Source organism: Acinetobacter proteolyticus, from assembly GCF_000367945.1.
Classification (GTDB): Bacteria; Pseudomonadota; Gammaproteobacteria; order Pseudomonadales; family Moraxellaceae; genus Acinetobacter; species Acinetobacter proteolyticus.
Map to the genome: position 1 here is coordinate 1,679,134 of NZ_KB849179.1, position 13,368 is coordinate 1,692,501.

Consider the following 13,368-nt stretch of genomic DNA (forward strand, 5'->3'; position numbering starts at 1 on the left):
AGCCATTCAGCCATTCAGCCATTCAGCCATTCAGCCATTCAGCCATTCAGCCATTCAGCCATTCAGCCATTCAGCCATTCAGCCATTCAGCGCATCATAAATTGACAGGAGTATGCTGACCCACGTTAAAAGGACAATTCATAGCTAAAATCAGACAATCTTGAAGAAAAGCGAAAGTAATAGGCATAAAAAAAGCTTTGCCGAAGCAAAGCTTTTAAATTTTGTCTTAAACTTAAAGATTCAACATTATGAAACGAACTGTAAGAACAACCAGTATAAACCGCCAGATAAAGCAATCGTTGCTGGTAAGGTAAAAATCCACGCCGAAAGAATGGTTTTCACTGTTGCGAAATTCAAACCAGATCGATTCGCAACCATGGTACCTGCAACCGCACTGTTTAACACGTGTGTGGTTGATACTGGCATACCTAAGCCATCTGCTGCTGCAATGGTACTCATCGCCACAAGTTCAGCAGACATCCCCTGACCATAAGTCATATGGTTCTTACCAATACGCTCACCAACAGTCACTACAATACGCTTCCAACCCACCATCGTACCAAGACCAAGTGCCAATGCAACGGCAACTTTCACCCAGTTCGGAATATATTGAAGGAATGAATCCAAGCTACTACGGTATTCTTTAACAACTTTCGCTTGATCATTATCCATTTCTGGTAAAGCTTCTGCTTTATCTAAGCGTTTAAAGGTCGTAGTGCTTAAATACATGTCATTACGAATTTCACTGACAGCAGCTTCAGGAATCGCTTTAAGATCGCCATAACCTGCAACACGTGTACCTAAATGAGCTGTCATACTTGCAAGTGCAGGTACAACTTCAGCAGTCTGTTCTTTGGTTTGGATATACTTGGTTAATACATCACGCGCTTTTTCATCTGTCAGCTCGTTTTGATTAACATTTAAAACCGTCGCTGTTTGTGAAGAAAGTTGTTCAAAAGACTGTAAATGCTGAGCATCCAAGTTTTTATTCAATGAATAAGCCAATGGAACCAAACCGATCAAGATCAACATGATCAGGCCCATGCCTTTTTGACCATCGTTTGAACCGTGCGCAAAACTCACACCTGTACAGGTAAAAATCAAGATTGCACGAATCAGTGGTGGTGGTGGTTTATTACCTTCTGGTGGCTGAAACAGCTCCATTTGGCGTTTAAAGACTTTCTTCACCAATAAGAATAGGATTGCGGCAAAGGCAAAACCAATCAATGGTGAGAACAATAAAGCCTTACCGACCTTAATCACCTGATCTATATCAATACCACTACTGGTCGCACCAGCTGAAGCATTCAAAATATGGTTCATGATGCCCACCCCCAAAATCGAACCGATTAAGGTATGTGAACTTGATGCAGGTATCCCCAAAAACCACGTCCCTAAATTCCATAGAATTGCCGCGATCAAGAGTGCAAAAACCATCGCAAAGCCAGCACCACTGCCGACATTCATGATCATTTCTACTGGGAGCAATGCAATAATACCGTACGCTACTGCGCCACTTGCCACCATAACTCCAAGGAAGTTACAGAAACCAGCCCACATCACCGCTGCTGGAGCAGGTAATGCATTGGTATAAATAACCGTCGCTACAGCATTTGCCGTATCGTGAAAACCATTTACAAATTCAAAGCCTAAAGCAATGAAAAGTGCCGTCGATAAAAGAATAACTGAATATAAACTTAAAGGCGGTACATGTGCCAAGTCAGCGCTGAGCTGAAAACCAATATAAATCAGTGTAGCAACAATAACTGTTAAGAACACCGGCATAAAAAATTTCGGTGTTGGTACATGTACATTCGTCGATTTTGCCTGAGAACTGGCAAGCGGTGAATCCGAAACAGGAGGAAGATTAGAATTCATGTAGACGGTTAGAGGATAATAAAATCCCCTGTATTGTTTAATTAAATTATGACAATTATATGACAAAGGACTGTCACATAAAGCCAAAATTTCATGTTTTCATCACATTTTTTTGTATTTTCTTGCGATAAATTCATCCCAATATTTACTTTAATTAATAAAAAACAATGCATTACAAAAACAAAAACAGCGATAGAACTGTTTGTCTGATTTTGCAACAAACGCTACGAAATATGACATTAAACTGTCATATTTCGAACTGGATGTTTTCTTTTTAAGCATTATTCAATTCAATTGTGACAACTTCATGAACATTTTATGACATTTTCTAAGTGACCCGATGAATCACTGTTCAGGCTTGCTGAAAATACGCGCTTTGACCTAGCTTCTGTTACAATGCCCCTGCTTTTTATCTTCATCATCGACTGGGGTTTCTGAATGTCCACGCTTACCACCCTACAATCACTTCTTGCCCAACGCATCCTGATTATTGATGGCGCAATGGGAACCATGATTCAACGCCATAAACTAGAAGAAGAAGATTATCGTGGTGAACGTTTTGCAGATTGGGCATCAGACCTGAAAGGCAATAACGATTTATTGGTTCTCACACAGCCACAGATTATTCAAGGTATCCATGAAGCCTACTTGGATGCAGGTGCGGACATTATTGAAACCAACAGCTTTAACGGCACCCGTGTTTCCATGTCGGATTACCATATGGAAGATCTGGTCCCAGAGATTAACCGTGAAGCGGCACGCTTAGCCAAAGCAGCATGTGAAAAATACTCAACCCCAGAGAAACCACGTTTTGTTGCAGGTGTCCTCGGCCCAACATCACGTACCTGTTCGATTTCACCAAATGTTAACGACCCAGCCTTCCGTAATATTACATTTGATGAATTAAAAGAAAACTATATTGAAGCTGCTCATGCCCTGATCGAAGGTGGAGCAGACATCCTTCTGATCGAAACTGTGTTCGATACCTTAAACTGTAAGGCTGCGATCTTCGCAGTCAAAGAAGTATTCAAGCAAATTGGTCATGAACTGCCGTTGATGATTTCAGGCACCATTACTGATGCATCCGGCCGTACCTTAACCGGCCAAACCGCAGAAGCGTTCTGGAACTCAGTACGTCACGGTGATTTACTCTCAATTGGTTTTAACTGTGCCTTGGGTGCAGATGCGATGCGTCCACACATCAAAACCATTGCTGATGTTGCTGATACTTTTGTCTCTGCACATCCAAACGCTGGTTTGCCTAATGCCTTCGGTGAATATGATGAAACACCTGAACAAACCGCAGCATTCATCAAAGAATTTGCTGAAAGTGGTTTAATTAATATTACCGGTGGTTGCTGTGGTACCACACCAGATCATATTCGCGCCATCTATAATGCAGTCAAAGATATTCAACCACGCCAAGTGCCTGAAACCATTCCTGCTTGCCGTTTAAGTGGTTTAGAACCATTTAATATTGATGAAAACTCTTTGTTCGTTAACGTCGGTGAACGTACCAACGTCACGGGTTCAAAAAAGTTCCTGCGCTTAATCCGTGAAGAAAAGTTTGCCGAAGCTTTGGAAGTAGCTCAGCAACAAGTTGAAGCTGGTGCACAGATCATCGACATCAACATGGATGAAGGCATGCTCGATTCGCAAAATGCGATGGTGCATTTCCTCAATCTAGTTGCATCTGAGCCAGATATCTCTCGTGTGCCGATCATGATTGACTCATCGAAATGGGAAATCATTGAAGCAGGCTTAAAATGTGTGCAAGGTAAACCTGTTGTTAACTCGATTTCCTTAAAAGAAGGTTATGACGAGTTTGTCGAAAAAGCCCGCTTATGCCGTCAGTACGGTGCTGCGATTATTGTGATGGCCTTTGATGAAACAGGTCAGGCTGATACCGCTGCACGTAAACGTGAAATCTGTAAACGCTCTTATGATGTGTTAGTCAATGACGTGGGCTTCCCTGCTGAAGATATTATTTTTGACCCGAACGTGTTTGCCGTGGCAACAGGAATCGAAGAACACAACAACTATGGCGTCGACTTTATTGAAGCTACGGGCTGGATCAAACAGAACTTGCCACATGCCATGATTTCAGGCGGTGTATCGAACGTTTCGTTCTCTTTCCGTGGTAATGAACCTGTGCGTGAAGCAATTCACTCGGTATTCCTGTACCATGCCATCAAACAAGGCATGACTATGGGTATCGTGAATGCAGGTCAAATGGCGATTTACGATGATATTCCAAAAGAATTAAAAGATGCAGTTGAAGATGTTGTTCTGAATCAAAATCAAGGTGAATCGGGCCAAAACGCCACAGAGAAATTGCTTGAAGTCGCAGAAAAATTTCGTGGTCATAGTGGGGCTCAACGTGAAGCTGAAAACCTTGAATGGCGCAATGAATCAGTAGAAAAGCGTCTTGAATATGCGCTGGTTAAAGGCATCACCACGTATATTGACGAAGATACTGAAGAAGCCCGTTTAAAAGCTAAACGTCCACTCGATGTGATTGAAGGCGCATTGATGGATGGCATGAACGTGGTCGGTGATCTGTTCGGTTCAGGTAAAATGTTCCTGCCGCAAGTGGTGAAATCTGCGCGTGTAATGAAACAAGCTGTCGCTTGGCTGAACCCATACATTGAAGCTGAAAAAACAGGTAGCCAGTCTAAAGGTAAAGTGTTAATGGCAACCGTAAAAGGTGACGTACACGATATTGGTAAAAATATCGTGGGCGTGGTCTTGGGTTGTAATGGTTATGACATCGTTGACCTTGGCGTGATGGTACCAGCAGAAAAAATCCTGCAAACTGCGATTGATGAGAAATGTGACATCATCGGTTTGTCGGGTTTAATCACCCCGTCTTTAGATGAAATGGTGTTTGTTGCCAAAGAAATGCAACGCAAAGGCTTTAACATTCCATTATTAATTGGTGGCGCAACCACATCGAAAGCACATACTGCGGTGAAGATTGATCCGCAGTATCAAAACGATGCAGTGATTTATGTTGCCGATGCCTCGCGTGCAGTTGGTGTGGCAACGACCCTACTTTCTCCTGAAATGCGTGGCAATTTTATTGCCGAGCATCGTGCTGAGTATGCCAAGATTCGTGAACGCTTAGCCAATAAACAACCGAAAGCAGCCAAACTCAGCTATGCCGAATCGATTGAAAATGGTTTCAAAGTGGATGACAACTATGTACCACCAATTCCAAATACTTTAGGTACGCAAGTCATTACCAACTATCCATTGGCAACACTGGTTGAATATTTTGACTGGACACCATTCTTTATCTCTTGGAGCTTGGCGGGTAAATTCCCGAAAATCCTGACAGATGAAGTGGTCGGTGAAGCGGCCACTGATTTGTATAACCAAGCACAAGCGATGCTGAAAGACATTATCGAGAATCATCGTTTTGATGCGCGTGCTGTATTTGGTTTATACCCTGCACAACGTACAGGTGCGGATACAGTGAGCGTGTTTGATGAATCTGGTCAAAATGTTACCCATACCTTTGAGCATATTCGTCAGCAATCTGACAAAGTGACAGGCAAACCGAATTTATCTCTCGCGGACTTTATTAGCACTTCTAAAGACAAGACTGATTATCTCGGTGGTTTCACCGTATCGATCTTTGGTGCGGAAGAGTTGGCAAATGAATATAAAGCCAAAGGTGATGATTACTCAGCAATCTTGGTTCAGTCTTTGGCCGACCGTTTTGCCGAAGCTTTTGCTGAGCATTTGCATGAGCGTATCCGTAAAGAGTTCTGGGGCTATAAAGCCGATGAGACTTTGGGCAATGAAGAATTGATCAAAGAGAAGTATGTCGGTATTCGTCCTGCACCGGGTTACCCTGCTTGCCCAGAGCATTCAGAAAAAGCGGTGTTATTTGACTGGTTAGGTTCGGAAGCGAAGATCGGTACCAAGTTGACTGAACACTTTGCCATGATGCCGCCTTCTTCTGTTAGTGGTTTCTATTATTCGCATCCTGAAAGTGAATACTTTAATGTGGGCAAAATTTCTCAAGATCAGCTTGAGGATTATGCAAAGCGTAAAGGCTGGACACTAGATGAAGCAAAGCGTTGGTTAGCGCCGAATTTAGATGATTCGATTGCTTAAGTGACCAAAAGAATCCCCTCAATTGAGGGGATTTTTATATGATCCAAAAGTAAAGATTGTGTATCAAAGACATCAGTTTCTACATAGATCTTGCTCGCTAATAAAACTACTTTTTGAAATTAATCCTATCAATGCTTAATTTCTAGATTTCAAAAAGTTGTAGTAAAATTTAATATAAATAGAATTGACCAGCATCAAATTTCAAATGACTATAGGTTTTAGATTAAATGAAAAAAAGAAAAGGAATTTAGCAACAATCATCGCTTTAATCTTTACAGCATTCCTTCTTCTTATATTAGCTTTAAGTGTTTATGAACTTCTCACACCAAAGAAGATAATTAAAGTAACACCGTATCAGCATCTGGAAACAGATAAACACATGAATTATGAATTCAGCATTAAAAAATTTAATAAGTTAGATACGATATTTATCACTGAAAATCAAAAAAGAATTTATCTTTTTGACTGTTCAAATTATTTGGAAACTATCTGCACCCATGATCAAGACCAGGTTTTCAACTATCAAATCAAAACGGCAGATATTATAAAAATAAACGATAGATTTATGATCAAACATATGACTTGGGTCAACGCTGTAAATAAAAAGCAATTTCAACATACATTGGCAGACCACCAGCTCATGAAATTATATGAAGCTAAAAGCAATGTCTCCTATGTAGCTATAGCTGTCTTCTTATTGTTGAGTTTTGGAGGGCTTTTTATGATCTTTTGGGGCCATATTTATCAATTTATTTTAAGAAAATTTAACTCTCTCTAACTTACTTTTCCAGCCCCTAAAATACATTTTAAATTGGCTAAACTGCTACATTTCAGCGACTGGTTTATTTTTATACTTACTCTTATCAAAACTAACAATCATCAAAGAACAATTTATATTTTAAAAGTTTTCCATTCTTAAAGAAGAACTCTATTGAATCATTTCCACTTTCGGCAAGCCCACTATAAACAACATTCTTGTTTTCAGCATCCATCCACAATTCATATTTTTTAAATTGTTGCATAAAAGTCTTTTGATCTATCCCACCACGAATTTTTTGTCCATGAAACACTAGCGCATTGTTCTGACTTAAATAAACCTCTTTAATGACGCCTGTGTCTAAAAGTTTAAAACTGCCATAATCATATTCATCAGGGAAATAACCACCATTACACTCATCTGGTTTTCCTTTAATGATGCTTTTCGGCTTAGCTAATGAGCGTATTGGTACTTCCCAATTATTGTAAGTTTTACCCTGAATAACAGGCTGCACAAATGGAGCTGCAAACAATGACTGTGAAGCCATAAACATCAATACAAAACCCAATATTTTATTTTTCATTTTAGATATTCTTCAAAAACTAATAGGCTCATTATAAATACAATTTAAATTAAATTCTCTCCCCATAAAATAAAATCCATCCGAGTATATTGAGCACAATACATAAACTCTCTTTAGAACCTATATCATTTCAATATAGGCTCTCTACTCCTAAAGCTCTTTATGCTTCTCAATCAAATCCTCAAGATTCTGATAAACATGCAAGATCCGATCTTTATGCGTTCGCGCATGATCCAAACGCTGCTCAGGATCAACCAGAAGCAAGCTATGACCATCATCAATCAAACGATCAATGCCTTCCAAAAACATCCGTTTTCCGACATCATGAATCAATGAAATCTGAGTTAAATCAATCACAATTGAACTTTTATCAACAGGCTCACACTGTAAAGTCCTTAACAACATTTCTGCTTCAGTAAATTTCAATACACCGCGAAGTACATACACACTTAAAGAAGCATCTTTTCCCGTTCGGTAATGGCTCTGTACAATGGTTTGTGCGGAAGGTGTGCCTTCCATTAAATGCAACCCCATATCACGGGAGAGTCGTTCCATGATATCGATGCCACGTACACTATTGCCATGTTCATCAAGCCGAGGTGAAAAGGCAGCAATACTGACCTGCCCTGGCAACACGCCCAAGATTCCACCTGCAACACCACTTTTGGCAGGAATACCGACTGTCGTCAGCCAATCCCCCGCGGCATCATACATACCACAGCTCATCATCACGCTCAGGACTTGGCGTACCACAGCACGATTCAATAAGCGTTTACCCGTTTTAGGATCAACCCCGCCATTGGCAAAAACACTGCCCATCCGTACTAAATCTTTGACCGTCACCAAGATCGCACATTGACGAATATAATCATTCACAATATCGACAGGATCAGTTTCCAAGATCCCCACGGTTCGCAACATATAACCAATCGAGAGATTGCGATAGGCTGTTTTCACCTCAGATTCATACACCGCATTATCAAATTGCAGTTCACGTCCAGCCAGCTCACTCATAAATCGACGTAAAATTTCTGCGCCTGATAAGTCTTCTTTGCTTGGAATCAATGAATGCGTGGTGATTGCACCCGAATTAATCATCGGATTTTTAGGACGGCGATCTTTACCGAGTGAAATTTCATTAAAGGCTTCGCCCGAAGGTTCAACCCCGACTTTTTCTAATACGGCGTCAATGCCAAGCTGTTGCAGCACATAAGCATAAGTAAACGGTTTAGACATCGATTGAATGGTGAATTCAACCTCATCATCGCCAACGGAATAGATTTCACCATCGACAGTCGACAAAGCCAGCGCCAAACGATCTGGATTGGCATTGGCTAACTCTGGAATATAATCGGCGAGATGCCCACTGTTGTCGATATCACAGGCATCAATCACATGTGCCAAATAATCAGGAAGTGGAGTTTTCATGGTCATCTAGCCTTTAAATGTTTCAAGTTTTAATTTAGATCAGATCCTATAGTACAGAGGATGGATCATATTAAAATGATAGCTTTTGTAATGATTTTATAAGCTTACCAACACAACTAACTGAGACGCTCAACAAATAATATCCCATCCAAATGATCCACTTCATGCTGAACAATCCGTGCAGGGAAACCCTCAAAAGCGGTTTCAACCACTTCACCTTGTAAAGTGTAATAACGTACTTTGATTGCTTGCGCCCGTTCAACCTGCCCACGCTCATCTGGCACACTTAAACAACCTTCCTCGCCCAAACAAGATTCTTGAGAAAATGCCAAAATCTCAGGATTAACCATCACCACCGCATCCATTTCTGGTGCATCGGGATAACGGGGATTCGGACGAGATGCCACAATAATTAAGCGTTTAGAAATATAGACTTGTGGTGCGGCAATCCCAACCCCATTCCGCTCCAACATGGTCGCATGCATAGCGGAAGCCAATTGCAATAACCACTCACTGTTAAATTCCCCGTTCGCGACCGTTGCCGCTTTAATTTTTAAAACTTCTTCACCGCGTTGTGCTACAGGTAGAATTACACTCATCCCACGCCCTTATAATTGTTTTGACCAAATAGTGAATATTATCGTATTGGATATTTTATCGAGTTACCATAATTTTCATTTAAGAATCTTGTCATAATATATTCGCGATAAAAATAACGCATGGCAAAGCACATGAATGCAACCCAACTGTTTCTTGGTGTCATCTTTAGCTCGATTGGCTTAGGCTATTTTATGTATGGCAAAAAGCAGAAAATGACCGTGCCTTTGGTCTGTGGTTTGGTCTTGATGCTCTTTACCTATTTTATTGATAGCACAGCCATGATCAGTATCATTGGCGTGGTTCTTTCCATCCTCCCCTATTTCCTGCGATTCTAAAACAAAAAAACTCCCCAAATGGAGAGCTTTCTTTTCTACGAAAATTAAAGGTGTTTCTTTAATTCATCAGCTACAATCTCGATTTCAAGCGTGCTGAATTTACGAATTTCACCTTCTGCATGCTTCTCTAACATGCCACCAATCAAAGGCACTTTGACTTTCACTGTCCATGTTAAAGAGATATTCACCTTCTCACTGTCACCAGTCACACTGCGCTCACCCTTCGCTTCCAAAGGAAGATTTGCACCCAATTCAACTGTCGAAGTTAAGTTTTTCAAATGGGTAATATCAGCACGTTTTAAACGGAACGCATTTTTTAATAATTTTTTCGCCACCTCTGGAATATTGACATCCAGATTATATTCACGGCGTAGTGTATAAATATCACCCTGAATATTCGATTCAATAATTTCCAAGTTCTCACCCGGAATGCGTTTACACACTGCTTCATGCAATGAAGTATCCGCCACCAGTCTTGAAAAGTCCTCAATTGAAACACCATGAATTGTTTCATTAACCGTAAATTGATGTGCCATTTTTAAATGTCCATTTCGTTTTATTAGGATGTCATCATTGCGCAAAAGTATAGCATTCTCATTTACATCTCTAAATCTGATCAGACAAAAAAGGATGACTGCATGGATTAGTTATTCCTATTGTAATGATGCCGTATGCCTAATTTGACCGTAACCCGTTCCATACGGCTGATATACAGATAATGATCCCCATATTCAATCACTGCATAAAACTGCTCTGCACCATCATCCAAACCTGTGGCTGACCATGTGGTGCCTTGCGGGAATTCATCTAACCATGCCGCTTTATAAAAGTCTGAAACCGAATCAAAATCCAGATAAAGCGCTGGATCAGCCATAATTTTAGCTGCCATCTGGTCAAATTTTTGTTGTTTAAATGCCTCTAAACTGAGTAACACAAAGCGTCCTTCTGATTTAAATTGTGCTTGAATTGCATGGTTAACTTTCCACCTAATCTTTAACTGACTTACAAAAATACAGTGATTTTCTTATGTCTCTATTTTGCTGCGGAATACGCTGTTTTTCTACATTATTTTCAGTTTTATCATATATTTTTAGGCCGTGCTGATTTGCTAGCCCAGACTCAATATGTTATCACCTTATTATGTTTTCTATTTTTTACAACGATAAACTATAAGGAGTAAATATGTCTTATCAAAATATTTTAGTTCCTGTTGATGACTCTCCAATTTCCTATGCCGCAGTCGAACATGCGCTTTCTTTAGCAAAACTCTCTGGGGCACAAGTCACCATTCTGAGTGTGGTTGCGGTTGACCCATTTGTCGGTGTGGATTTTTATCAAGTTGCCCCTGCGGTGACCGATTACTTTATGCAAGCCGAAGCACAAGCCAAAACACAACTACAAGACATTTCTCAATCCTTTGTCCGTGATGGTATTCAGGTGAATACCAAAATTCATCATGGCTCAGCCAGTGAAGGCATTATCTTTGTCGCAGATGAAGTTGGCGCTGATCTGATTATTATGGGTTCGCATGGCCGTACAGGTGTAAAACGTTTATTGCTCGGTAGTGTGGCGCGTGCCGTTTTAACCGAATCACACATTCCTGTGCTGATTGTGAAGCAATAACAGTTTGCTTTAATTAAAAAAACCTTGTGTCTCGATACAAGGTTTTTTTTATTGTCTCAAAGTTGCAGAGATGACCGATTCGCCCCCCATATTGATCATTTATAACCCTGTTCCATGATTTGAAAAGATGCTTCACTAGCAATTGGACATTTATTTTCAAGTCAAAATAGTGAGTCGAATCAGCTTACTATCGCCAGAAAAAATGACCGTCAATAAAAACAGCATGTTTAAGAATAAGACACGGTTTTACAAGGATGATCAATATGAAACTCAATCCAATGGTGATTGGCCTCTGTGGGATATGTATCAGTACATTGAATCACGCAGCAGCACTGGACCAATCAGGACAATCCATTCTCCCTTTTCTGGAAAATGGTAACTATGTTGAAGTCAATGCCACAGCCGTTGATGCTGATATTTCGGGGAAAATCCGTAATCGTCCTGAACTGGTCAATGATCCACAGAACCTGAACTCAGGCAATATGGGCAATAGCTTTCAATATTATAGTGCCGCGCTCAAACTTCAACTGACTGATCGAATCAGCTTTGGTCTGCTCTATGATCAGCCTTTTGGTGCTGATATTAGCTACCCGATGCAATCGAATAACACCTTCTCGGACAATGAATTTACCCAGCAAGGCACATCGGTCAATGTTGATACTGAAAGCATTAGCATGATTTTGGGTGTCAGTCCTTTTAGCAATTTTCAACTCTATGGCGGTGCTGTCTATCAATCGGTCAAAGGTGATGTTGCGCTACGTGGTAATTCATATAGTGAAGCCTTTAATGGCTATGATGCAAAATTTAAACAGGATCATGCAGTCGGTTGGCTGGCAGGTCTGAGTTATCAAATCCCAGATATTGCCTTGAAAGCTGCGCTGACCTATCGCTCCAAGATCGACCACGATATGCAGGTAACTGAGACCATGTTTGGTCAACCTTTGGAAGTGACTACCCCAAGTAAAACCAAAATTTCGACACCACAATCGGTGAATGTTGATTTTCAAACAGGTGTGTACAAAGACACATTGCTCTATACCAATCTACGTTGGGTCAACTGGAAAGATTTTCATATTCGACCGACGCAATTTGGCGCAGTGACGGAGTATCTCACTGGCGTAATCAGCGAAGGAACCTATACAGGTGGTTTTGATTTAGACAGCTATCAAAAAGATCAATGGACGGTCAATGTCGGACTTGGACATCAGTTCACTGAAAAATGGAGTGCATCGACTGAAGTCAGTTGGGACTCTGGTACAGGCGACCCTGCATCCACATTGAATCCGACCAAAGGGTCTTGGGGGATTGGTCTAGGTGCTCAGTTTAATCCTGCCCCGAACTACTTTATTGCCGCTGGCGTTAAATACTTCTGGTTAGGTGATGTGATTGCCGAAGACGGCACCTATTACATTCCTGTAGCAGGAATTAAACCCATTGCTGAACAGGCCGATTTTAAAGATAACAGTGCAATCGCTTATGGTTTGAAAATGGGCTACCGTTTTTAGTCACAAAAACTCATCATGCTAAGTAGGAACAGATCTACCTCTAGTCTTGCTCCTACTTGGCTCTTTTCTGGCATTCAATCAGCGGATTAGCTTAGAATCTCAAAGCATTATTTTAATAATGAATGTCATCTCTAGGAAAAATCCAATGAAAAAAATCGCTCTTGTCTTTTCAATATTTATATCTAGCTTCGTTTTTCCTTTTACTACTTTTGCCAATTCACCTGATCCCAAAGAAAGCATGGATATTTTTATTGGCACCCTAACCATTCAGGATAACAAAGCCATTTTAACGCGCTGCGATATTGCGCAGAATGAATATGTGTTGAAAGATGCAGATTGGTCTAAGCAAAAGGCCGTATCAGGTTTTCTATCCAAAGCGACAAAACTAAAACAGCCAATTTATGCAGAAGTCATCGCAGCGTATAAAAACGAAAAAGATATCAACATTCTATTGGTTGATTCCATTGAAAATCTGACTGAAGCGAAAAGCTGTCATTTGGCCGATTTATTTTAAGGCTCGCTATACACGGCAAG

12 protein-coding genes are annotated in these 13,368 nt (G+C 40.6%); 6 read left to right on the forward strand and 6 right to left on the reverse strand.

Going from position 1 to position 13,368, the window contains the following annotated elements; genetic code table 11:
• Nucleotides 1-246 precede the first annotated feature (246 nt).
• Nucleotides 247-1,878, reverse strand: a complete 1,632-nt coding sequence (locus tag F993_RS08915; RefSeq protein WP_004654690.1) for an inorganic phosphate transporter — start codon at nt 1,876-1,878, stop codon at nt 247-249.
• A gap of 438 nt (nt 1,879-2,316) precedes the next feature.
• On the opposite strand from F993_RS08915, the gene metH reads away from it, so the two are divergent.
• Complete coding sequence (gene metH, locus F993_RS08910; protein WP_004654692.1) at nt 2,317-6,003, forward strand: methionine synthase; 3,687 nt, start codon at nt 2,317-2,319, stop codon at nt 6,001-6,003.
• 205 nt (nt 6,004-6,208) lie between these two features.
• Nucleotides 6,209-6,781 carry a hypothetical protein gene (locus F993_RS08905; protein ID WP_004654694.1) on the forward strand — a complete coding sequence of 191 codons (573 nt, stop codon included), beginning with the start codon at nt 6,209-6,211 and terminating at the stop codon, nt 6,779-6,781.
• Nucleotides 6,782-6,872: 91 nt separating this feature from the next.
• Here F993_RS08905 and F993_RS08900 read toward each other — a convergent pair whose 3' ends face one another.
• The 3 genes from F993_RS08900 to def all read right to left on the reverse strand — a co-directional run bounded on the left by F993_RS08900 (nt 6,873) and on the right by def (nt 9,370).
• Nucleotides 6,873-7,343 carry a hypothetical protein gene (locus F993_RS08900; protein ID WP_004654695.1) on the reverse strand — a complete coding sequence of 157 codons (471 nt, stop codon included), beginning with the start codon at nt 7,341-7,343 and terminating at the stop codon, nt 6,873-6,875.
• A 150-nt stretch (nt 7,344-7,493) separates the two neighbouring features.
• Nucleotides 7,494-8,771 carry a glutaminase gene (locus F993_RS08895; protein ID WP_004654696.1) on the reverse strand — a complete coding sequence of 426 codons (1,278 nt, stop codon included), beginning with the start codon at nt 8,769-8,771 and terminating at the stop codon, nt 7,494-7,496.
• 116 nt (nt 8,772-8,887) lie between these two features.
• A complete protein-coding gene (gene def / locus F993_RS08890; RefSeq protein ID WP_004654697.1) occupies nt 8,888-9,370 on the reverse strand; it encodes a peptide deformylase in 483 nt (160 codons plus the stop codon).
• A 132-nt stretch (nt 9,371-9,502) separates the two neighbouring features.
• Between def and F993_RS08885 the strand changes: the two genes are divergently transcribed.
• Nucleotides 9,503-9,706, forward strand: coding sequence for a hypothetical protein (locus tag F993_RS08885; protein ID WP_032812489.1), 204 nt, complete (start codon nt 9,503-9,505; stop codon nt 9,704-9,706).
• A 44-nt stretch (nt 9,707-9,750) separates the two neighbouring features.
• Here F993_RS08885 and F993_RS08880 read toward each other — a convergent pair whose 3' ends face one another.
• Together F993_RS08880 and F993_RS08875 are read right to left on the reverse strand one after the other, a co-directional pair.
• Complete coding sequence (locus F993_RS08880; RefSeq protein WP_004654699.1) at nt 9,751-10,242, reverse strand: DUF2505 family protein; 492 nt, start codon at nt 10,240-10,242, stop codon at nt 9,751-9,753.
• Between the two features lie 107 nt (nt 10,243-10,349).
• The gene (locus F993_RS08875) at nt 10,350-10,640 is read right to left on the reverse strand and encodes a hypothetical protein (RefSeq protein ID WP_004654700.1); all 291 of its coding nucleotides are present in this window, start codon (nt 10,638-10,640) and stop codon (nt 10,350-10,352) included.
• Between the two features lie 248 nt (nt 10,641-10,888).
• Between F993_RS08875 and F993_RS08870 the strand changes: the two genes are divergently transcribed.
• From F993_RS08870 to F993_RS08860, 3 genes are all read left to right on the forward strand, one after another.
• On the forward strand, nt 10,889-11,329 hold the full coding sequence (locus F993_RS08870; RefSeq protein WP_004654701.1) for a universal stress protein: 441 nt from the start codon (nt 10,889-10,891) through the stop codon (nt 11,327-11,329).
• Between the two features lie 263 nt (nt 11,330-11,592).
• Nucleotides 11,593-12,834, forward strand: a complete 1,242-nt coding sequence (locus F993_RS08865; protein WP_004654702.1) for an OmpP1/FadL family transporter — start codon at nt 11,593-11,595, stop codon at nt 12,832-12,834.
• Between the two features lie 145 nt (nt 12,835-12,979).
• The gene (locus F993_RS08860; protein ID WP_004654703.1) at nt 12,980-13,348 is read left to right on the forward strand and encodes a hypothetical protein; all 369 of its coding nucleotides are present in this window, start codon (nt 12,980-12,982) and stop codon (nt 13,346-13,348) included.
• Nucleotides 13,349-13,368 lie beyond the last annotated feature (20 nt).

Bases quoted from the DNA above. Each gene is read 5' to 3' on its own strand.
- def (WP_004654697.1), bottom strand. From the start codon at position 9,370: ATGAGTGTAATTCTACCTGTAGCACAACGCGGTGAAGAAGTTTTAAAA.
- F993_RS08895 (WP_004654696.1), bottom strand. From the start codon at position 8,771: ATGAAAACTCCACTTCCTGATTATTTGGCACATGTGATTGATGCCTGT.
- F993_RS08900 (WP_004654695.1), bottom strand. From the start codon at position 7,343: ATGAAAAATAAAATATTGGGTTTTGTATTGATGTTTATGGCTTCACAG.
- metH (WP_004654692.1), top strand. From the start codon at position 2,317: ATGTCCACGCTTACCACCCTACAATCACTTCTTGCCCAACGCATCCTG.
- F993_RS08880 (WP_004654699.1), bottom strand. From the start codon at position 10,242: ATGGCACATCAATTTACGGTTAATGAAACAATTCATGGTGTTTCAATT.
- F993_RS08865 (WP_004654702.1), top strand. From the start codon at position 11,593: ATGAAACTCAATCCAATGGTGATTGGCCTCTGTGGGATATGTATCAGT.
- F993_RS08860 (WP_004654703.1), top strand. From the start codon at position 12,980: ATGAAAAAAATCGCTCTTGTCTTTTCAATATTTATATCTAGCTTCGTT.
- F993_RS08870 (WP_004654701.1), top strand. From the start codon at position 10,889: ATGTCTTATCAAAATATTTTAGTTCCTGTTGATGACTCTCCAATTTCC.
- F993_RS08905 (WP_004654694.1), top strand. From the start codon at position 6,209: ATGACTATAGGTTTTAGATTAAATGAAAAAAAGAAAAGGAATTTAGCA.
- F993_RS08915 (WP_004654690.1), bottom strand. From the start codon at position 1,878: ATGAATTCTAATCTTCCTCCTGTTTCGGATTCACCGCTTGCCAGTTCT.
- F993_RS08885 (WP_032812489.1), top strand. From the start codon at position 9,503: ATGAATGCAACCCAACTGTTTCTTGGTGTCATCTTTAGCTCGATTGGC.